General features: G+C 65.3%; 19 protein-coding genes and 1 pseudogene. 11 read left to right on the top strand and 9 right to left on the bottom strand.

Going from position 1 to position 19537, the window contains the following annotated elements:
- Positions 1-117 precede the first annotated feature (117 nt).
- From JKP76_RS23700 to JKP76_RS00180, 3 genes and pseudogenes are all read left to right on the top strand, one after another.
- Positions 118-723: pseudogene (locus JKP76_RS23700) on the top strand (DUF262 domain-containing protein); the annotation flags it as partial.
- 169 nt (positions 724-892) lie between these two features.
- Positions 893-2224: a DUF1524 domain-containing protein gene (locus JKP76_RS00185; protein WP_242471125.1), complete on the top strand. Its 1332-nt coding sequence runs from the start codon at positions 893-895 to the stop codon at positions 2222-2224.
- Between the two features lie 228 nt (positions 2225-2452).
- Positions 2453-4504: a hypothetical protein gene (locus JKP76_RS00180; RefSeq protein ID WP_200489070.1), complete on the top strand. Its 2052-nt coding sequence runs from the start codon at positions 2453-2455 to the stop codon at positions 4502-4504.
- A gap of 479 nt (positions 4505-4983) precedes the next feature.
- Here JKP76_RS00180 and JKP76_RS00175 read toward each other — a convergent pair whose 3' ends face one another.
- Positions 4984-5697: a hypothetical protein gene (locus JKP76_RS00175; protein ID WP_200489069.1), complete on the bottom strand. Its 714-nt coding sequence runs from the start codon at positions 5695-5697 to the stop codon at positions 4984-4986.
- Between the two features lie 43 nt (positions 5698-5740).
- Positions 5741-6616, bottom strand: coding sequence for an IS5 family transposase (locus JKP76_RS00170; protein WP_242471124.1), 876 nt, complete (start codon positions 6614-6616; stop codon positions 5741-5743).
- Between the two features lie 525 nt (positions 6617-7141).
- Between JKP76_RS00170 and JKP76_RS00165 the strand changes: the two genes are divergently transcribed.
- The 4 genes from JKP76_RS00165 (at position 7142) to mshC (ending at position 10854) form a co-directional block, all read left to right on the top strand.
- Positions 7142-7840, top strand: a complete 699-nt coding sequence (locus JKP76_RS00165; protein ID WP_135446919.1) for an RraA family protein — start codon at positions 7142-7144, stop codon at positions 7838-7840.
- Positions 7837-8460: a DUF1003 domain-containing protein gene (locus JKP76_RS00160; RefSeq protein ID WP_200489068.1), complete on the top strand. Its 624-nt coding sequence runs from the start codon at positions 7837-7839 to the stop codon at positions 8458-8460. The genes JKP76_RS00165 and JKP76_RS00160 overlap by 4 nt, the downstream gene beginning before the upstream one ends.
- Before the next feature lie 39 nt (positions 8461-8499).
- Positions 8500-9123: a TetR/AcrR family transcriptional regulator gene (locus JKP76_RS00155; RefSeq protein ID WP_200489067.1), complete on the top strand. Its 624-nt coding sequence runs from the start codon at positions 8500-8502 to the stop codon at positions 9121-9123.
- A gap of 492 nt (positions 9124-9615) precedes the next feature.
- Positions 9616-10854, top strand: a complete 1239-nt coding sequence (gene mshC, locus JKP76_RS00150; protein WP_135446923.1) for a cysteine--1-D-myo-inosityl 2-amino-2-deoxy-alpha-D-glucopyranoside ligase — start codon at positions 9616-9618, stop codon at positions 10852-10854.
- 47 nt (positions 10855-10901) lie between these two features.
- On the opposite strand, the gene cysS is transcribed toward mshC, so the two are convergent.
- The 7 genes from cysS to JKP76_RS00120 all read right to left on the bottom strand — a co-directional run bounded on the left by cysS (position 10902) and on the right by JKP76_RS00120 (position 16308).
- Positions 10902-12299: a cysteine--tRNA ligase gene (cysS, locus tag JKP76_RS00145; protein WP_241548412.1), complete on the bottom strand. Its 1398-nt coding sequence runs from the start codon at positions 12297-12299 to the stop codon at positions 10902-10904.
- 52 nt (positions 12300-12351) lie between these two features.
- Positions 12352-12609, bottom strand: a complete 258-nt coding sequence (locus JKP76_RS23695) for a DUF6510 family protein (RefSeq protein ID WP_220477203.1) — start codon at positions 12607-12609, stop codon at positions 12352-12354.
- Positions 12606-13337: an FAD-binding oxidoreductase gene (locus JKP76_RS00140; RefSeq protein ID WP_241548411.1), complete on the bottom strand. Its 732-nt coding sequence runs from the start codon at positions 13335-13337 to the stop codon at positions 12606-12608. Before JKP76_RS00140 ends, JKP76_RS23695 begins: the two co-directional genes overlap by 4 nt.
- Positions 13337-13930, bottom strand: coding sequence for a molybdopterin-dependent oxidoreductase (locus JKP76_RS00135; protein WP_135446929.1), 594 nt, complete (start codon positions 13928-13930; stop codon positions 13337-13339). Before JKP76_RS00135 ends, JKP76_RS00140 begins: the two co-directional genes overlap by 1 nt.
- Positions 13921-14322, bottom strand: a complete 402-nt coding sequence (locus tag JKP76_RS00130) for an antibiotic biosynthesis monooxygenase (RefSeq protein ID WP_167854061.1) — start codon at positions 14320-14322, stop codon at positions 13921-13923. Before JKP76_RS00130 ends, JKP76_RS00135 begins: the two co-directional genes overlap by 10 nt.
- Positions 14323-14501: 179 nt before the next feature.
- Positions 14502-15863: a carboxymuconolactone decarboxylase family protein gene (locus JKP76_RS00125; RefSeq protein WP_200489065.1), complete on the bottom strand. Its 1362-nt coding sequence runs from the start codon at positions 15861-15863 to the stop codon at positions 14502-14504.
- Positions 15856-16308: a GNAT family N-acetyltransferase gene (locus JKP76_RS00120; RefSeq protein ID WP_135446935.1), complete on the bottom strand. Its 453-nt coding sequence runs from the start codon at positions 16306-16308 to the stop codon at positions 15856-15858. Before JKP76_RS00120 ends, JKP76_RS00125 begins: the two co-directional genes overlap by 8 nt.
- A gap of 199 nt (positions 16309-16507) precedes the next feature.
- Here JKP76_RS00120 and msrB point away from each other — a divergent pair, with 199 nt between their 5' ends.
- The 4 genes from msrB to JKP76_RS00100 all read left to right on the top strand — a co-directional run bounded on the left by msrB (position 16508) and on the right by JKP76_RS00100 (position 19070).
- On the top strand, positions 16508-17020 hold the full coding sequence (gene msrB, locus JKP76_RS00115; RefSeq protein WP_135446936.1) for a peptide-methionine (R)-S-oxide reductase MsrB: 513 nt from the start codon (positions 16508-16510) through the stop codon (positions 17018-17020).
- Positions 17017-17577: a peptide-methionine (S)-S-oxide reductase MsrA gene (gene msrA, locus JKP76_RS00110; RefSeq protein WP_135446938.1), complete on the top strand. Its 561-nt coding sequence runs from the start codon at positions 17017-17019 to the stop codon at positions 17575-17577. Before msrB ends, msrA begins: the two co-directional genes overlap by 4 nt.
- A gap of 233 nt (positions 17578-17810) precedes the next feature.
- A complete protein-coding gene (locus JKP76_RS00105) occupies positions 17811-18452 on the top strand; it encodes a TetR/AcrR family transcriptional regulator (RefSeq protein WP_182495685.1) in 642 nt (213 codons plus the stop codon).
- Between the two features lie 264 nt (positions 18453-18716).
- A complete protein-coding gene (locus tag JKP76_RS00100; protein WP_309229499.1) occupies positions 18717-19070 on the top strand; it encodes a thioredoxin domain-containing protein in 354 nt (117 codons plus the stop codon).
- Positions 19071-19537: the final 467 nt, after the last annotated feature.

Here is a 19537-nt window from a genome sequence, read left to right as displayed (position 1 = left end):
CTCTGCGGTGACAGATCTGCCGACCGCTGAGAGCGTGCCTTACCCGTGCCTTAAGCCCCGCCTAAGTTCGTAGAGGTAGAGCTACAAATCGCGCGTAGTAGTCTGGAGAACCGTCGTATGAAAGCAACTGAAGCCTCCCTCCTGCAGTTCCTCAAGAAGTCACCGCAGTTTGTTATCCCGATCTACCAGCGGACGTACAGCTGGCGGCGCGACGAGTGCTTGCAGCTGTGGGCGGACATTCTGCGGGCCGGGCGGGAGGACAGCGTCAACGCCCACTTCGTCGGATCGGTGGTTTACGTCGAGCAGGGGCTGTACCAGGTGTCCAGCCAGTCGCCGCTACTCGTCATCGACGGGCAGCAGCGCCTAACGACCGTGACGCTGCTGCTCGAGGCGCTGGCGCGGCACCTCGGCGACGACGAGCCGGTGGAGGGCTTCTCGGCCCGGAAGCTGCGCAGCTACTACCTGCTCAACCCGCTCGAGGACGGCGACAAGGCCTTCAAGTTGCTGCTGACGCAGACCGACCGGGACAGCCTGACGGCGCTCGTCCAGCAGCGGCCGCTGCCGGAGAGGGGCTCGCTGCGCATCGCGCAGAACTTCGAGCTGTTCGACGAGCAGGTCACGGCTCTCAAGGGCGACTTGGCGCCGCTCTGCCGCGGGCTGGCCAAGCTGGTCATCGTCGACGTCTCGCTCAATCGCGCTCAGGACAACCCGCAGCTCATCTTCGAGAGTATGAACTCGACCGGCCGCGAGCTCAGCCAGGCCGACCTGATTCGCAACTACGTGCTCATGGGGCTGGAGCCGCAGCACCAAACCGAGCTGTATGAGCGGCACTGGCGCCCAATGGAGCTCGGCTTCGGCCAGGAGGGCTACGGCGCCCACTTCGACTCCTTCCATGCGCCATTACCTGACGGTCAAGACCGGCGACATCCCGAACGTGCGAGCCGTCTACGACGCCTTCAAGGCCTACGCCCGGCCGGTCATCGACCAGGCCGGCGTCGATGCACTCGTGGCAGACGTCCACGCCTACGCCGGCTACTACTGCGCCATGGCCCTGAAGCGCGAGGACAACAGGGACCTCGCCGCAGCGTTCGCGGACTTGCGCGACCTCAAGGTCGACGTCGCCTACCCGCTGCTGCTCGAGCTGTACCGCGACTACGCCACCGACGTGTTGGCACGCGACGACTTCGTCAAGGCGCTGCGCCTCGTCGAGGCCTATGTCTTCCGGCGGGCAGTCTGCGCCATCCCGACCAACTCGCTAAACAAGACCTTCGCCACCTTCGGCCGGTCGCTCAAGAAGGACCGTTACCTGGAGAGCATTGAGGCCGCGTTCCTGCTGCTGCCGTCGTACCGGCGCTTCCCGGGCGACGAGGAGTTCCAGCGGGAGCTCGTCAGCCGCGACCTGTACAACCAGCCGCGCCGCTCCTACTGGCTGCGCCGGCTGGAGAACCACGGCCGTAAGGAACGTGTCATCGTTGACGAGTACACAATCGAGCACATCATGCCGCAGAACGACAATCTGTCAGAGGCGTGGCGGCAGGCGCTCGGGCTGGACTGGGAGCGCATTCACGCCGCCAAACTGCACACCCTCGGCAACCTGACGCTCACTGGCTACAACAGCGAGTACAGCGACCGACCCTTCGGCGAGAAGCGCGACATGGCGGGCGGCTTCAAGCACAGCCCGCTTCGTCTCAACGAGGGGCTCGGCGCTGTCGAGCGCTGGGACGAGGCCGCAATCGACGCCCGGGCCGCCCGCCTGGCAGAGCGGGCGACGACCGTCTGGGGTCAGCCGGCGCTGGAGGAAGGCGTGCTCGCCGCCTACCGTCCGAAGGCGGCCGCCGGGGAGTCCCGCTACAGCTTGGACGATCACCCGCAGCTGGCGCCTGGCCGGGCGATGCGACCGCTGTTCGAGCAGCTCCGCAGCGCCTTGCTGGGGCTGGATCCGAACGTCACCGAGGAAGTCCTCAAGCTGTACATCGCCTACAAGGCTGAGACCAACGTGGTCGACGTCGTGCCGCAGGCGTCCCGGCTGCGGCTGTCGCTCAACATGCCCTTCCCGGCGCTCAACGATCCGAAGGGCATCGCTAAGGACGTCACCAATCTTGGTCGCTGGGGCAATGGCGATGTCGAGGTCGGCCTCGCTCATGCCGACGACATCCCGTACGTCCTCGGCCTGGCGCGGCAGGCCCTGGAGCGCCAATTCGGTAGCGAGACCGAGGCAGCCTGATGACGACCGCGCGGCGCCCGGACAGTCCCCTGTTTGAGCAGGCCATGCGTTTGCGGGCGGAGGGCTTGTTCAGCCTGCCGGCGGTCGTGGCCAGGGCACGGGAGGCGGGCCCGGTCTTCTGGCGGGACGTGGCCGCGCTCGCGCCGTACGAGCGGTCGGCAGTCGCCCTGGCCAACCCACGTCCTTGACTTCCTCGGGCAGCTCACCCGGCGGCTGGCACCGGGCTCGGTGCTCGACCCCTACGCCACCTCTCCTTTGCCTCTGGCGGCGGTCGCTGAGGCCGTCCCCGGCGCACGCCTCGTCGCGGCAGCTGCCGATCCCGCCGTCCGGGACATCGGGGCGGCCCTGACGCCGTCGGCTGACTGGTCGCTTGATCCGGAGGCGTTGTTTGAGCGCACGCAGGGTCAGACCTTCGACGTGGTGCTGCTGTCGCCGCCGCTCGGTATGCGGGCACGGCCAGCCCAGCTGCCGGCGCTACCGGCGCTGTCCCGCCCGGAGCTGGCGGACTACGCCCTGCTGCGTTCGCTCGACCGGGCCGCCCCCGGCGGCCGAATCATCTATCACTGCGCCGACAATCTGTTCTGGGGTGGAGAGGGGCAGGTGCTCGCGGCCTGCGCAGAGCGCGGCTGGCATCTGACGGCCGCCATCTCCGTCGACCGAGGCTTCTGGCCGACCACTTCACTTCAGTCGTCGATTGCCGTTTTTGAGGCGCAGCCGACCGAGCAGCTCTTCGTCGCCCGGCTTGACGAGCGCACCGCCACGGCGGCGCTCGTGGCCAATCTGCTGGCTCGGCGGCCGGATACGGTCAATTTCCACCTCGGGCTGCTCACTGACCGCAGCTACCGCAGCTGGCAGACCCTGGTGGTGCAGCGTGAGCTTGCAGACGCCTTCCGTGCCGACGAGCTCATCGCGCTCGCGACCGTGGGTAGGTTGCGCGCCGTCACGCTGCGCGCCAACCGCGACTACGAGCCACCTGACAACGCCGTCTTCGTCCCCGGCATCGGCATGGGCGACGTCACGACGTACCCGCCGACCTATGAGGGACGCAGCGGATACCGCTTGCTGGAGGTGCAGCTCGACCCGGATCGCGCCCGCGCCGAATACGTCGCCGCGCTGCTGTCCAGTCCGATTGGCAAGCGCCTGCGCGAAGTCTCATCCCGCGGATCGACGCTGCCGCATGTTGACCTTGCCGCGCTGTCCTCCGTTCGCATCCCGCTCCCGTCGCTGATCGCCCAGCAAGAGGCCATTGCAGCGGCCGGCCACCTCGCCAGCATGGAGGCCACTGTCGAGCGGCTGCGCAGCGACTTGTGGCGCCGCCCGGAGAAGGCGAAGCGCGTCGTCGAGCAGCTCGAGCAGGCCGCGCGGCTTGACCCGGTCCGCCGCTGGCTCGAGTCGATGCCGTACCCGCTGGCGTCCGTCCTGCAGCGGTACGTCGCGCTGCGCGACCCGGAAGCGCGCGTGCAGAGCCTCGTCAACTTCTTCGAAGCCATGGCGCAGTTCGGCTGCGCCGTGCTCCTCAGCGTCTTCCGAGCCGACGATGTCCTCTTCCAGCAGGTACAGGCTGACCTCGCTAAGGCAGCCCCACCGGGGCGCCAGCTGTTTGACCGCGCCGACTTTGGGCTGTGGCGCAATCTCGGCACGACGCTGGCAAAGAATGTCCGCCGGCTGGCTGGCGATAAGGAGCATCAGGAGGCGTTCGAAGCGGCGAGCGGACCGGCCGGAGTGCTGATCGAACGGCTGGCTGACAAGCGCTTTTGGGCGCTGCTGGACCGCGCGCGGGTAGTCCGCAATCAACGGTCCCACGGCGGCGTCGTCTCGCCTGAACAGCTGTCGGGGTGGCTATCTGGGTTGGAGTCGCTGCTGAGCGACGTTGAGCAGGCGCTCGGTACGGCCTTTGAGGACGTTGATCTGGCCTTGGCCGCGGAAGGTCGCTACCGGCACGGCCTGTACACCTACCACCAGGCTGAGCGGCTCCGCGGGCCGAGTGCCATCTTCCAGCAGTTCGAGGTCCAGACCCGTCAGCCGCTGGAAAGCGACCACCTCACGTTCGTGTCGCGGGATGCGGCCGTGAGTCCTGTGCTTCATCTGGTGCCGCTCGTCCGTGTCGGGCCGACCCCGCGCAGCGCCAACAACGCCTGCTACTTCTTCGAGTCGCGGCAGGGCGGAGCCATCTCGTACGTGTCATACCACTTCGAAGGTGAGCCGCGCGTTGAGCTGCACGACGATGACCTCGAGGACTTGGCGCGGCAGGTCGCCGGTCAGCCGGACGCTCCCGCATGAATGGGCTTGATCCTGCACCGCATCCTGCAGGCTAACCAGCGGTCTTGCTGCGGGCCGCCGTGATGTCGTTCGGTAGCGCCGCGATTGACCAGTCGTTTCAGTGTCAGATCGACGACGTCTTCGTGACTGCTCACACGCCCCTGCGCATTGACGGCACCGGCGGGGACGCTCGTCTGGCCGCCCCGGGTCTGGTGGAGGCGCTGAAGCCCCGGAACGGTTCGCGTGGCGCTCCGGTCGCTCCTGCTGGCCCTCGTCCTGCTGTCGGTCGCGGCCGGGAACGCCGCTCCGGGCATGAGGCGCTACGGCCATGAGCGAGGAGCCACAGGACCCGTCTCCGGCGACGCGGCCGCGGCCGCATCTGGCCCCGCCCTGCAGGGACCGGTCCTAGAGACGCCTGTCTACGGGACCGCCGAGAAGCGTTGAGGCGCGGAAACCGAGGAAACTCGCTAGCCCGGCCGGCGGCATTCCACCGCTTGCGCTCACAGGCGCATGCAATCGGTCGTCCAGTTGAAGGCCGCCATCTTCTCCCAGGGGTCCTCGTTGACCGCCTCGTGGTACCGACGGTCGTTCAGGGGGAACCGAACGCCGGGCGACGACGAGGCCCAGAGGGAAGCGAACAGGAAGTTCTCCCCGAGCTGATCGAGAAGAGCCTTCGCCACCTCCGGCGCGTAGTGCCAGACAAGCACCTTGGCGAACTCGTCAGGGAGCTCGTCGTCGTCGTCGCTGTACGCGGCGAACCCCCGACGTTCGCTGAGCTGCCCCCACACGAACGCCGGGACGAGCGGCTCGGAGCCGCAGACCTGATCGCCCATGTCCTGCCACTCGTCGACGTGCTCGGTCTCGTGGGCGTACGCGTGGAAGACGCGGTAGAGCTTGGTCAGGGCCAGGAGCCTCGCGACCGCCTCAGCCCGGTCCACCGGGTCGCCGACTGCGGTCAGGCCCGCCTCGTGGAGCGCCGACCACGCGTACCTGAGCCAAGCGTGCTCCGAGCCCTCGTACCAAACGTGCGACCACTCCTGGGCCAGCTCGCCGACCACCGCCCAGCCGGTCTCCTCGTCCTCCGCCTGCGCCTCGTCCGCGTCCTGCGGCTCGTCGTCCTCGTCGTCCTCGTCCTCGTCGTCCTCGTGCTCGTCGTCCTCGTGCTCGTCGTCGTCGTCCTCGTCGCGTCCCGCCGGGGGCCGCTGCTCCTGCATCCAGCGTTCCCAGACGGCATCCCGGTCGCCTAGAGCGTGTCTGCTAACTGCGGACCCGGTGGTGGATGATCATGCAGGCGAGGAGGACGCCGCCCAGGTAGGTGGTGGCGTACTTGTCGTATCGGGTGGCGATGGCGCGCCACTGCTTGAGCCGGCCGAAGCCGCGTTCGACGGTGTTGCGGTCCTTGTAGCGCTCCGGATCGCAGGCAGGTGGCCGGCCTCCGGCCGAGCCCTTCGCCTTGCGGCGGGCGATCTGGTCGCTGCGTTCGGGAATGGTGTGAGCGATCCTTTTCGCCCGTAGGTGCGCCCGGGTGCTGGGGTGGGAGTACGCCTTGTCGGCCAGCAGCCGGAAGGCGCCGGTGTCGCCGCGGTCGTGGGCTTCCAACAGCGGGATCAGCTGCGGGTTGTCACCGGCCTGGCCCGGTGAGAGCAGCACCGTCAGCGGGCAGCAGTACCGGTCGGTCAGCGCGTGGATCTTGGTGCTCAGCCCGCCGCGGGAACGACCCAGAGCGTGATCGGCGGGCTCGTTGGTCAGGTTCTTGTCATTCGACAGGGCCCCCTGTGTGGCCCTCGTGCCGCGCGCCGGCGGAGTGCTGATGGGCACGGGCGATGGTCGAGTCGACCGACAACAGGCTGCGCAGCTGCTCGTCGCGCTCGGGGGCTGCGGCGCGAACCGCGGCGAACATGCGCAGGTAAAGGTGCCGTCGTCAGACCACCGACGGTGGCGCTCCCACACCGACTGCCAGGCCCCGAAGTGCTCGGGCAGGTCACGCCACGGCGACCCCGTGCGAAACCTCCAACTGATCCCCTCCAGCGTCAGCCGGTGGTCATTCCACGGCCGCCCTTGATGGCCGCCTGCCGGCAGCACCGGCTCGATCAGCTCCCACAACTCGTCTGGAATCTCGTCCGCGCGCAGCATTCGTCGAGCGTCGCCTGCGAACCCTCAGATCTTTGGCAGACACGCTCTAGGCGGGTGTGAGTCGCGAGGCCCTACCCCAGCGTGTTGCGGCGCGCAGCCCTCTGGCCGAGAGGTCGCACAGTGGTGAGGTCGGGCAGTCATGGTCGGCGTTCTTGGTCCTCTCGCACGGCGGCAAGGCGCTCGCATCCCCGCCCCGAGGGCTTGATCTGGCTTCCGCCGCAGCGGTGCTGACTCGCGGCGCGTGTAAAAATGTAGCAGATAGTACAATCTACTACCACGGATTGGTCCGCGTCGACCGCGTCGGTGTCAGCCTCGGGCGAAGGGAACGTGACTGTCCCGAACCGCTGCAGGTGGACACTCCGTGGTCAAGAGTGCTGTTCACGCGTATTGGGACGTGTCCTGACCTCCGCCGTGAACACGTCCGGCGGTATTGCAGGCTTCGAGACCCCGGAGTCCCTGGGTGCATCAGCGCACCAGTATTTCGTACTTGACAGTACATAAAAGGCTCTGGCATCGTGATGTCCTGTGAGTGGAGAACCTCGTGCGACCAACCGCGCAAGCGCCAAGGACCGGCGGGCGCAGGCCGAGCAGATCGGTTGTGCCGACATAGTCGATGCGTTGGGTCGTCGCCACCGCCACGGCGCGCACATCCTGGGGCTGGAGAGCCCCACCCCCGGCAGGGTCCTCTTCGGACCAGCCGTGACGATCGCCTTCTTCCCCAGTTGCGCTGCAAGCGTCGACCCCGCAGTGCACGATTTCCGATCGCTGTTCCGTGAGGCAGTTGGGGACGACTCTGAGGGAAAAGTTCTTGTGCTCGCGACCAATGGCCATCCAGGCGTCTCGGTAGGCGGTGGAACGAAGCTGGGTCGCGTGCACCACTACGGGCTCGACGGAGTGCTGACAGATGGCCGACTCCGGGACTTCACTGAGCTCCGAACGTACGGGTTCACCTCGTACTGCGCTGGTGAGGCGGTGGAGGCTGGCGGTGCGCTGATCACTCCACACCGGGCGAATGTTCCCGTGGTGCTGCGCGGTGTCGGCGTCATGCCGGGCGACTATGTTTTCGCCGACGGGTCGGGTGCGGTCATCATCCCCGCTGCAGAGATCGACGAGATCCTGCTCGGTGCCATAGCGGTCAAGCAGGAGGACGCGCACTTCCGCGAGCAGATCGCGCAGGAACGCGCCAGTGCCGGGGAGAGCACCCGGGGAGAGCGAGAGCGATGACCAAGCCGGAGCGCGACGAGCAAACAGAGCAGTCACCAGAGTCTGGAAAGGGAAGTGGCGCCGGTTTGCACCGCGCTTCTCGACACCATTCCGAGCCCGAGATGGACGGCCACTTCAGCGACATCGTAGGCCGCGAGATGTTCGCTTGCCCGCACTGCGGGCACCAACTCAGCATGTTCAGAGAAGCGCGGTCGAGCCCTGGAGACAAGGCCGCTGCCTGGGTGGCGAGCGTCGCGGGCTCATGGCCGTTCCTGCTGATCCTGGTGGTGGCGATTCTCGCGTGGTTTGTCGTGAACACCATCTTGCCGTTCTTCTATCCCCACCCGACGGCCATGCTGGACTATCTAGGAACGGCTCTGGCGATCGTCGCTGCTCTGCAGGGACCGCTGATTCTGCTCACTCAGCGACGGGAGTCCGACCGGGACCGTGCGCGAGACATCGAGACGTTCCACATCTCTCAGAACACCGAAGCCGATCTGCACTCGATCAGTCATGCCATCAACTCGGTTCTTGAGCAGTGGGAACGCGACCGGTCGTCAGGTGCCGTTGACGCACCGGGAGGTAGCGGTGCGCCTGAGAAACCACGGACGGGAGCGACTCGATCGCAGGACTCATCGTGACCCCCGAGGCTGGCGGCTCCAGTCCAGATTGGGGGCACGGTGAGTGAGAAGAAGCCGCGACGGCTGACCGCCAAGGGCGAGGCCACCCGTCTGCGTATCGTCGCGGCAGCCGCCGATCTCATGTACACGCAGGGCGTTGAGGCCACCAGCGTTGACGATGTCATAGAGGCCAGCGGAACGGGCAAGTCTCAGGTTTACCACTACTTCTCGGACAAGACCGAGTTGGTTGAGGCAGTCGTGAGGGCCCAGATTGAACGGGTGCTTGGCGAGCAGGCACCATTCCTCGACGACCTGCGCACGATGCGCGGCTTCGAGCGTTGGCGGGATGCGATCGTGGTAGGAGTGCGTGGTTGGCGAGGTGCTCACGGCTGTCCGATGGGGTCGCTGGCGGGCGAGATCGCTGGCCGGTGTGAAACTGCGCGTGAGAATCTCCAACGAGGATTCAGCGTCTGGCAGCACTGGTTCCGTCTCGGACTGGAGCGCATGCAGGACTCAGGCGAGCTACGGCCGGACGCAGACCCTGAAGAGCTAGCCGTCGGTCTGATGGCCGCTGTCCAAGGCGGGTACCTCCTCGTCAAGACCACACGGGACGAGCGCAGCATGGCGATCGCGCTCGACATGGCTCTCGATTCCATCCGCGTCGCGCTGAGCGCCGCAGAGTGAACTGCGGGGGAGGGCACATGCCTTCTGAAGCACGAGTTCCAGAGCTCGCGCGCGATTCCACGAGCCATGCCATGGTGAGGAGTTGTGCCCCCGACTCTCACAGTTCGAGCTCTATCCACTCGATGCCTCCCGAGCATGATGGTGCGAGTCAGGCCACAGCCAGCTTGCAGGCAATGGTCGATCGGGTTCCTGAAGGCTGGACCGTCGTCGCATACGAAGGTCGCTCATACGGATTGACCCGTACCACGCGAGTGCATGGCCAGAGCATCAGCATCTCGGCCGAGGAGCTAGGAGGGGACGACCTGATCAGCGCCAACGTGTACCGCACTCGCAAAGCAGAGCACCTACGGCCCTGTGAGGTATCCGAAGCCAAGGTGCTGGCATTCCTGCGCGGATGGACGCCCGCATGAGCCCTCGCGACACTCTGTCAGCAGGATCAGGAATCCACGCCGAATCCTCTGGTGTGGCTTCATCGACTACGAGGACCACGACATGTTGGCATGGCCCCGTCTAGAGATTCCACGCTTGGATGTACACGGGCCCGCAGTCTCGGTCTATGACACTGAGAACCGATCCTTGGTGACGTTGCCGCCGAATGACGCCGCGCGGATGTACGTCTGCGGCATCACACCCTACGACTCCACTCATCTCGGCCATGCGGCAACCTACGTCGGCTTTGACCTACTCAACCGCGCCCTTCGAAACGCCGGGCACGATGTCATCTATGTTCAGAACGTCACCGACATCGATGACCCGCTGCTGGAACGCGCCCACGCGCGAGGCATTCCCTGGAGTGATCTCGCACAACGCGAGACCGAGCGATTCCGACAGGACATGACAGCCTTACGCGTCCTGCCACCCGCACACTTCGTCGGAGTCTCCGAGGCCGTCACCAAGATCATCTCTCGCATCGAGATGTTGAAGGAGCGCGGCTCTATCTACCGAGTGGGAACCGACCTCTACTTCGAGGTGTCTGCCGACCCATCCTTCGGCCGCGTATCGTCACTCGACCGCGATGTGATGTTGAAGGACTTCGCCGAGCGTGGCGGTGACCCCGATCGGAGAGGCAAGCGCGACCCGCTCGACTGCCTGGTTTGGCGCGGCGAGCGGCAAGGGGAGCCGTCCTGGCCCAGTCCGTGGGGGCCGGGACGACCCGGTTGGCACATCGGATGCACCACAATCGCCCAGGAACATCTGGGATCATCCTTCGACGTACAGGGCGGAGGACGAGACCTGGCATTCCCGCACCACGAGATGTCCGCAGGACTCGGTCATGTCATTCATCCACAGCATCGGTTCGCGCAGACCTTCGTCCATGCCGGGATGGTTGCGTACGACGGCGAGAAGATGTCGAAGTCGCGCGGAAACCTGGTCTTCGTCTCCTCTCTGCGAAAGCAAGGAGTGGACCCTGCGGCCATCCGCCTCGCCCTCATGCGGCACCACTATCGATCAAGCTGGGAGTGGACAGACGCCGAAATCTCGGCCGCACTCGACACATTGAAGCAGTGGCGTCGTGCCCTGGCTCTCGGTAGCGGGGCGCCGGCAGCACCGGTCGAGCAGGCCGTGCTCTCGGCACTAGCCGCCGACCTTGACGCTCCGGCCGCAGTCACCATTTTGCAGGAGTGGGTTGACGCCTCGCTTGGTACCGACACAGTGGCAGACAAGCGAGACAGCTCTGCCCCTATGACGGTTCGACGTCTGGCGGACGCCTCACTCGGTCTCTTGCTCTGATCGGATCACCCCGGAACGGAAGTATTCGACCATCGTGCACGAGTTGGCTACGCCTGCGTCCAGGTGGTGCCTGAGGTGTGGTCCTGGATGGCGATCCCAGCGCTAGCCAGTTCGTTCCGGATGCGGTCGGCGGTGGAGAAATCTCCTGCGTCCCGCGCATGAGAGCGATTCGCGAGTAGAACCTCGACGAGGGTAGAGATCGTGCTGCCATGAACGTCGGCTCGCGGGGCGGTCGTGAAGCCGCCGGGCTCGATCCCTAACACTTCGGTCATCGCGAGCACCGATTCGTACGTAGACATGGCGGCAGCTGGATCGCCGTTATCCAGAGCGATGTTGCCCGCGCGCACGTGGTCGTGCAGGACTGCGAGCGCCGCTGGGACATTCAGGTCGTCGTCGAGCGCGGCCGCGAAGGCAATGGGCGGCGTCGGGGCGTCGGATGCTGTGTTCGCGAGTCGTGTGCGTGCTCGGTGCTGGAACGTCGCGATTCTCGTGACTGCAGCCTCGGTGTGCGTGAGATCCTTCTCCTGATAGTCCAAGGCACTGCGGTAGTGCGCGCTGAGCAGGTAGTAACGCAGCGTCGCCGGGCCGACACGGCGGAGGAGTTCATCGGCATACAGAGAGTTGTTCAGCGACTTGGCCATCTTCTGCCCGTCGATCGTGACGAGGCCGTTGTGTATCCAGTACTTGGCGAACTCGTCGCCTGCTGCGGTGGACTGGGCAAGCTCGTTCTCATGGTGCGGGAATCGCAGGTCGAGGCCGCCTCCGTGGATGTCGAACGCACGTCCGAGGTAGTGCTGGGACATCGCTGAGCACTGTATGTGCCATCCCGGCCTGCCGGTTCCCCACGGTGAGCGCCAACGCGCGGATTCTGGGTCGCTGGGCTTGGCTCCCTTCCAAAGCGCGAAGTCGCGGGGATCGATCTTTGCCCCGCCAGGCCCTTTATCAGGGTCCGCTACGGCGCCGGGGGTCTGCCTGGTGAGCTTGCCGTATGCCCGCCAGCTGCTGACATCGAAGTAGACGTCGCCGGAGCCGTCGCTGGCGACGTAGGCGTGTCCGCGGCGAAGGAGTCGTTCGATCAGGGTCAGTGCCTGCGGGATGTGACCGGAAGTTCGGGGCTCATGGGTTGGCGGGAGAACACCCAGCGCGGCGTACGAGCGCGCGAACTCCGTCTCGACACGGTAGGCGCGTGCCCACCATGGTTCAGTCTCGGTTGCCAGGTCCAGAACCTTGTCGTCGACGTCGGTGACGTTGCGAACGAGGGTGACCGCGTAGCCGCGGTGGGTGAGCCAGCGTCGCCAGAGATCGTAGACGAGGGCGCTACGAAGGTGCCCGATGTGAGGCGCGGACTGCACGGTTGGCCCGCACACATAGATTGAGACTCGTCCTGGGTTCAGCGGGACGAAGTTGCGTAGCTTCCGGACAGCACTGTCGTAGATGCGAAGCATCAGTCCGCAGCCCCCTGCCTGGTAGAAGCCGCGATCGCGGCGAGCGGACCAGTCATAGGTGGGGCACCCTGATGTAGTCCAGGCCCGAGAGGTTCACTAGCGTCTCTCGGAAACCGCGGACGATGACGCCCAGCACCGCCTGACAATGGCCGCACCGCATGACTGCACCCATGGCTGTGATGAAGACATGCGCGCAAGCGAGGTTGAAAGAGCTGCCGCAGCTCCGGCACCTACCGACCGTCACAGTGATCTCGATACCGAGAGTAGTCGCGAAGGCACCTGCGAGGGCGTTTCCGTCGACGTGCGTCATGGACTGCCTCCGAATCGTTCCGTACGAATCTGTGCGGGGTCGTGACCGAGTTCGACAAGCCAACCCGCGACGGCCTCGACGAACGGCGTTGGTCCGCAGACGAAGATGCGTGGCGACAACGATGCGGGAAAGGTCGACGCGGCGAGCGCCTCGCGCGTCAATCGTCTAGGTGGCCGGCCCGCTCCGGGCGCTGATTCGCGCGTGTGGACAATCTCGACGATGGTTCGTGAGAGTTCTGCCAGTTCGTCAGCGAAGAACTCATCGCGCGGACTGCGGACCGAGTACAGCAGCCGAAAGTCAGCGCCTTTCGGCTCACGTTCACGTGCTGAGGCCATTGAGAACAACGGCACAACCCCCGATCCGCCTGCGATGAGCTGAACCGGTGACTGCTCGGGCTCAGCGGGGATCCAGACGAAGAAGCGTCCGAGCGGTCCTTGTACTTCGACTTCTTCACCTTCTGCGAGTTGGCGCACGAGAAAGGGCGACACCTCGCCCCCGGGCAGCTCCTGGATCACCAGTACAACCCGTGTCGACTCACCCGAGGACGCCAGCGAGTAAGACCGGGACGCCTGGTACCCGTCCGGTGCCGTGAGCCGGATGTCGAGATGAGCTCCGGCGACGTTTCCAGGCCAGGTCGGAACATCCAGCTCAAGGCGGATGGCCGCCTCGGTCTCAAACTGCCGACTGAGCACCCGCCCGAGGTGCCACCGGACTCGGCTAGGAGTCATCACCAGTAGCGTTCCTCTCGCCATGGGTCGCCACGGAGGTGGTAGCCGTTCTGTTCCCAGAACCCCGGGTCGTCCGAGGGCATCATTTCCATTCCTCGAACCCACTTCGCGCTCTTCCAGAAGTAGAGGTGGGGCACGAGGAGCCGGGCCGGACCTCCGTGCTCGGGAGTAAGGGGTTCGCCCTCCGCCTCGGTGGCTAGCCATGCCTGCCCATCGAGGAGGTCTTCGAGTGGGAGGTTGGTGGTGTATCCGCCGTAGCTACGGACCATCACGTAGTCGTAACTGGTCTCGACATCCTCGAACAGCCGGTCCATGGGCACGCCACGCCAAGCCATGTCCAGTTTCGACCAGTGGGTGACGCAGTGGATATCGGTGACGACGTCTTCGACGCCTACCTCCTGAAGCTCACCCCAGTTCCACCGGTGCGTGACCTCGTCTTCGGTCGTGATCGTGAAGCTCCATCGGCCCTCGTCGACATTGGGCGTGGGTCCCGTCGAGAGCACCGGCCAGTCGTAGACGTGGGTCTGCCCAGGAGGCAGTCGCGGGTCGCTGGAGCCATGCCGTCCTCCGAACCCGCCGTTGATCACTCCCATGACTGCCCCTCCTGCGGGAACTCGCTACTGTGGCCTGCGCGAACGGTCGGCGTCGCTGACGAGGGAGCGATGCTGGGTAGGTGTTCCGGACGAACATCGCTCTTGACATGGCGTTCGACGACTTCGCGGACTGCGACGTCGTAACTCGTGAACACGTACCGCTTGCCCGACGCCTTGGCGATCCTGTGGTCGGGGTTTTCGCCCCATTCTTCAAGGCTCTGCAGGTCGTCGAACTCGACGACCAGTGCCGACTCCCCGTCCTCAGCGGTGAACATCTTGTGCTCGATGTGGTTAGGACTCTGTTGGATGAGGATGTGCATCTGGTTGTAGAGCCGGTCGTGTTCGGCCCGCTGCTCGGGCGCGACGTAGCACCGGAAGACGGCGAGGGTCATTGTGAAACCTCCCGTTTCTTGGTGTCGATGGTCTTGAGCCACTGCCGGCAGTTCGTCGCCGGAGTGTCCTGGCAGAGAGCCGACCGAGCGGCGTGGCCACCGGCGCGTGATCCGCTGGACATAGGTGCCAGTCACCACGCCAGTGCCCTCGATACGGCGGCTGGATCGGCAGGACGCAGTCACGCTCTGACAGCCATGTACTCGTTGACGACGCCGCGGAGGTGTATCCGAGCGCGATGCAGAGCGTCGACGGCATCGACCTTGTCGAGGCGAAGCACGTAGGCCGCGTCCGCCAGTGATACGTCATCGATGTCGACGAGTTGTACCAACTGGCCGAGCGGATCGGCCAAACGTGCGACGGCGCCGTCCACCACTCGATACAGATCGGTGGTGAACACCTCGTCGTCCGGGCTCAGGGTATTGGTCTGGCCCCAGCGGTTCGGTGCGTCAATGTGGCGTCCAGCATCGGGTCCAATGTCGTAGAAGTCGGGGTAGAAGAACTCCGCAGTATCAGCGTCGGGATCCAGCTCGGCGGTCTGGTTCTCGGCTCTTGTTCGATAGTCGTCGAGGCTCCGTACCGTTGGCTCAGGCTCAGCGAATGCTCGATCGGCTAGGTCCCGGGCGAGCGCCAGAGGGTCCAACCCCCTTGGGCTTTCCTCGAATGCTGAGAGCAGAGTCTCTTGGACCAGGTCTTCCGCAACGTGTGGGGCGAGACTCCGGGCGAGTCCAAAGAGGAGGCGAGTGATCTCACTGGGATCGCTGGGCCTCTCGGTCTCGCCGTCGACGATGTCGTGAAGTAGGAGCGAGACACTGTCGGGCAGATGGGGCAGATCATGCGGTTCGGCATCAGCCACGAGATCAGTGACGGTCTCGACCTGGTGCGTGAACAGCCGGCAGTCCGGGCATGCGTAGAGATGCTGCTGGGCTACCTCGGCGTCGGCTTCATCCAGAAGACCCATTCGGAACTGGGTGAGTTCCTCGGTGTACTCGGCGCATGACAGCTCGGTCGCGTTGACTGGTGCGTGGCTCATGGCGACTCCTTTGACGCCAGGCTCGGAGTGGCACCCTGAGTCCAGCTTCAGGCGGGTCCACACGTTCATGTTGATGACGACCGCGGCGATCTCTGCGACTTCGCGCTCCGTGAAGTGAAGCCGCAGTTCTTCGTGCAGGGCCGGAATCTCCTCGTGACGGAACGAGGTGAGACCTTCGCAGTAGGCGAGCGCGGCTCTCTGCCTGGGCGAGTACATGGTGCTCTCACGCCACGACGCCAGGTGTGCGGCTTGTTCGGGCCGGATCCCGATCCTGGCCGCCACCTCGGCGTGGAGAATCAGGCAGTACGAGCAGGGGTTGAGCTGTGCGACGCGCAGACGGAGGAGCTGTAGCAGGACACGGTCTCCCGACAGCTCTGCGGCGTAGCCGAACTGCGTGGCCATGTCTTTGGCGAGTTCGTGGAACGGCGTGAGGTCTGGGTCGAAGCGAGTGTTCTCGAACCGGAGACTCCCGAGTACCGGCTTCGGGTTTTCGGTGCCGGGCTCAGACATCGCCCCGACCGTCCCGTCCAACGCCCGGAATGTCCACCATGGCGGCGTACTCGGGGTTGCGCTCGATGAAGGACCGGAACACGGGACACCTCACGGTCGCGCTCTTGCCCTCCGCGCGGATGCTGTCCAGCACCCTGCGGGTGAGTTCGGTCGCCAAGCCCTGTCCTCGGTAGTCCGGCAGGATCGAGGTCGCCAGCAGCGTCACTCTGCCGTTCTTCTCCGCGAACGGGACGGCTCCGAACTCGACACCATCCTTGATTGCGACGAAGGTGCTGGCCTGAGCATCCACCGCGATCGAGAACGACGAGCCGTTCTCGAGGTTCGTCGACCTGGCACCGGGCTCGTGATGCCGTTCGCCTGCGTCCGTGAAGGCGCCACCAGCCTGATTCTGGTCCTGTGAGTCCACAGTTTCTGTCACCTGACCCAGGTCCTCGGGTTCGTTCATGTCGCTTCCTCTCCGACCTCTGTCGCCGGAACTGCATCGCCGAAGAGTCTTGTTTCAGCCCTTGATAGCCTGGTTACATCGGTCTTCGTCGGTCGTCGCGAGACCAGCCGCCCCGCCTCGGGGGCGACGCATCGTCTGGCCTCGACTCTACCGCAGGACATGTGGAATAGTTGGACCGCCGGGTCCGTTACAGCATGTGATGGCGCGGCCGCGTCACCTGCTAGGAGGAGCCAAAGTGACCACCAACGACTACCGCAAGACCCCTGAGTCGCTCAGCCGCCTGAGCGACGAGCAGCATCGGGTGACGCAACAGGACGGCACAGAGCCGGCCTATCGGAACGAGTACTGGGACAACCACGAGCCTGGCATCTACGTCGACATCGTCTCGGGTCAGCCGCTGTTCTCGTCCACCGACAAGTACGACAGCGGCACGGGATGGCCGAGTTTCACGGCGCCCATCGCCGCCGACGCTGTCGCGACCAAGGCGGATCGGACGCACGGCATGATCCGCACAGAGGTGCGCTCGGCGGGCGCCGACAGTCATCTCGGGCACCTGTTCCACGACGGACCCGCCGCCGGGGGCCAGAGGTACTGCATGAACTCGGCCGCGATGCGCTTCGTTCCTGCCTCCAAGCTCGTCGAGGAGGGCTACGGCCAATTCAGTGCACTGTTCGACACCGACCAGGACTCTACGAAGGGAGCCACCGCATGACCAGCGGGACCAACGACAGCGGGGAGATCACGCAAGTCTCGGGAGCGGAGACAGCCGTTCTGGCGGGCGGGTGCTTCTGGGGCATGCAGGACCTGATCCGCCGCCGGCCCGGCGTCCTCGAAACCCGCGTCGGGTACACGGGCGGGCAGAACGAACACCCGACCTACCGCGACCACCCAGGCCATGCGGAGGCGATCGAGGTCGTCTTCGACCCTTCGAGGACGAGCTATCGCGACATCCTGGCGCTGTTCTTCCAGATCCATGATCCCTCGACGTTGAATCGTCAGGGGAACGACCGGGGCACGAGTTACCGGTCCGCGATCTTCCCGGTCACGCCGGAGCAGGAGCGGATCGCCCACGACACGATCGCGGATGTCAACGCGTCGGGTCTGTGGCCGGGCAAGGCAGCCACCAGTATCGAGCCTGTCGGTCCGTTCTGGGAGGCGGAGCCCGAGCACCAGGACTACCTGGAGAAGTATCCGAACGGCTACACCTGCCACTTCCCCCGCGACGGCTGGGTGCTGCCTGAGCGGCGTTCGCCCAGCGTGGCGACGTAGCAAGGTTCTGCGGTTGGGCCCGGGCATCTGGGGTCGAGATCCACCTCTCCACTCCCGACGGGCCGCGACGGGAGTCGCCTGGGCAGCCTGGCCCAACCGTGAGAAGCCCTGGTCCTTGACGTACGGCATGAGGCTCTCGTCGACTGCTCGCGAGGGTGGTCCACATGGATGGTCGTTGGCATCTGAGTGCCGGCGAGAGCGCCCGACCAATCCGAGACGATTAGCCTTGGGGCATGACCGACAGCGCCAGCGGCCCCCGTCCGCGCCGCTTGACGGCTCGCGGCGCCGCAACGAAGGCACGGATTATCGAGGCGGCCGATCAGTTGATGTACGAGCGCGGCGTTGCCTCGACGACTCTGGCGGACGTCCGTGCGTCGAGTGGGACGTCGAAGTCGCAGCTCTATCAGCACTTCGCCGAGAAGGACGCACTGGTGAAGGAAGTCATTGAGGCACGCGCGGAGGCTCTGCTGTCGCAGCAACGTCGTCGCCTTACGAGGGTCGAGTCGCTGCGCGGACTCGAACTCTGGCGCGATGAGCTAGTTGAGCGCAATGGTCTCCGGAACGGCGCCTTTGGGTGCCCACTCGGAGCGCTGGCGAATGAGATCGCTGATCATGACGAAGACACACGAAAGGTCATTGCTGCTCATTTTGACGTCTGGCTCCAACTCTTGACCGACGCGATTGAAGAGTTGAAGAAGCGCGGCGTGCTAACCGCGAGCGCCGATGCGCACGCGTTGGCTACCGGGCTGCTGGCTGCTCTGCAGGGAGGGTATCTACTCGCCAAGACGGCCCGAGACGTCCGTCCCATGCGGGTGGTCCTCGACATGGCCATCGCACAGGTGCGTGCGTACTCGACGGAGAGTGGCTCTGTGTGACTGTGCCGCGGCTCGCTCGGCTGCTGTGAGCCTGAGCCTCGTCCGGGGTCGGTAGATTTTCTGGACTCTCAGGTCCTAGAATCGTTCACGACCCTACGCGCGGGGACGTACTGTATTGTCTCCGCTTGCCCCATGAAGCCAGCCATAGCTACTGCGGGAGTCATGCAGGTTGCGCAGCTCGGAGCGAGCAACCATCATATGGATGGACCCTTGGGTCCATTTAGGAGTCGCCGAGCGATTGGACGGAAGATGGCAACGGTTGATGTGACAGACAAGAACTTCCGCGAAGTGACCGAGCGGGATGGGATCGCGATCCTCGACTTCTGGGCCACCTGGTGCGGTGCGTGCAAGGCGTTTGCACCAGTCTACGAGGCAGCCTCTGAGAACCACCCGGATATCCTCTTCGGCAAGGTCGACACCGAGGCGGCGCACCAGTTGTCTGAGTCACTCGGAATCCGCGCGCTACCAACAATCGCGGTCTACCGCGACTCGATCAGGGTGTTCTTCCAGGCCGGGGCGCTCCCGAGGCCCGCGCTTGACGACCTGATCACGCAGGTACGGGCCCTCGATATGGTGCAAGTGCGAGCCGAGATCGAGAGCCATGCCCACGTCCACTAGTAGTTGCTGTGCGCTGGACGATCGAGTCTCAGGCGAGGTTTCGTCCAGCGGACTCCGGAGATGGGCAGGCCATGAAGAACGGCGATGTATTCCTGCCCTGAGGATATCCGCTACGCGGTGACCAGAGGGTCGCGAGGATCGCTCAAAGCAGACCTTCATATGGCAGGCAAGACCACGTATCCGGAGAACAGGGACCCGACCCGCAGACGGCGCCTGCCAGCAGGGGTGTGGTCGCGCATGGTGGCTCCGGCGGCTCGGTGACCCCGGACCCGAACTTCTCGTGGAGCCCTTCGCCGGGCTGGTCACTCGCCAGGTGCACGACCCTTGCTCAACCGCCGCTGACGCCTCGCCGAACGACACAACGAGACGCACCCATTCCCGGCGATCAGGCCGCCGCCGATCCGTCTCTCGCTCAGCCCGCCATCGGAGTTGCCACGCGTCTTGCAGGTCGAGGTAGAGTGTCGCGA

Origin of the sequence: Blastococcus sp. TML/C7B (genome assembly GCF_016612845.1) — a bacterium.
Taxonomy (GTDB): Bacteria; Actinomycetota; Actinomycetes; order Mycobacteriales; family Geodermatophilaceae; genus Blastococcus.
The sequence above is the reverse complement of the archived record's forward strand: the minus strand, read 5'-3'. Positions and strand labels throughout refer to the sequence as shown.

Bases quoted from the DNA above. Each gene is read 5' to 3' on its own strand.
- JKP76_RS00185 (WP_242471125.1), top strand. From the start codon at position 893: ATGCGCCATTACCTGACGGTCAAGACCGGCGACATCCCGAACGTGCGA.
- JKP76_RS00175 (WP_200489069.1), bottom strand. From the start codon at position 5,697: ATGCAGGAGCAGCGGCCCCCGGCGGGACGCGACGAGGACGACGACGAC.
- JKP76_RS00170 (WP_242471124.1), bottom strand. From the start codon at position 6,616: ATGCTGCGCGCGGACGAGATTCCAGACGAGTTGTGGGAGCTGATCGAG.
- JKP76_RS00160 (WP_200489068.1), top strand. From the start codon at position 7,837: ATGACCAAGCCGGAGCGCGACGAGCAAACAGAGCAGTCACCAGAGTCT.
- mshC (WP_135446923.1), top strand. From the start codon at position 9,616: ATGTTGGCATGGCCCCGTCTAGAGATTCCACGCTTGGATGTACACGGG.
- cysS (WP_241548412.1), bottom strand. From the start codon at position 12,299: ATGCTTCGCATCTACGACAGTGCTGTCCGGAAGCTACGCAACTTCGTC.
- JKP76_RS23695 (WP_220477203.1), bottom strand. From the start codon at position 12,609: ATGACGCACGTCGACGGAAACGCCCTCGCAGGTGCCTTCGCGACTACT.
- JKP76_RS00140 (WP_241548411.1), bottom strand. From the start codon at position 13,337: ATGACTCCTAGCCGAGTCCGGTGGCACCTCGGGCGGGTGCTCAGTCGG.
- JKP76_RS00135 (WP_135446929.1), bottom strand. From the start codon at position 13,930: ATGGGAGTGATCAACGGCGGGTTCGGAGGACGGCATGGCTCCAGCGAC.
- JKP76_RS00130 (WP_167854061.1), bottom strand. From the start codon at position 14,322: ATGACCCTCGCCGTCTTCCGGTGCTACGTCGCGCCCGAGCAGCGGGCC.
- JKP76_RS00125 (WP_200489065.1), bottom strand. From the start codon at position 15,863: ATGTCTGAGCCCGGCACCGAAAACCCGAAGCCGGTACTCGGGAGTCTC.
- JKP76_RS00120 (WP_135446935.1), bottom strand. From the start codon at position 16,308: ATGAACGAACCCGAGGACCTGGGTCAGGTGACAGAAACTGTGGACTCA.
- msrB (WP_135446936.1), top strand. From the start codon at position 16,508: ATGGCGCGGCCGCGTCACCTGCTAGGAGGAGCCAAAGTGACCACCAAC.
- msrA (WP_135446938.1), top strand. From the start codon at position 17,017: ATGACCAGCGGGACCAACGACAGCGGGGAGATCACGCAAGTCTCGGGA.
- JKP76_RS00105 (WP_182495685.1), top strand. From the start codon at position 17,811: ATGACCGACAGCGCCAGCGGCCCCCGTCCGCGCCGCTTGACGGCTCGC.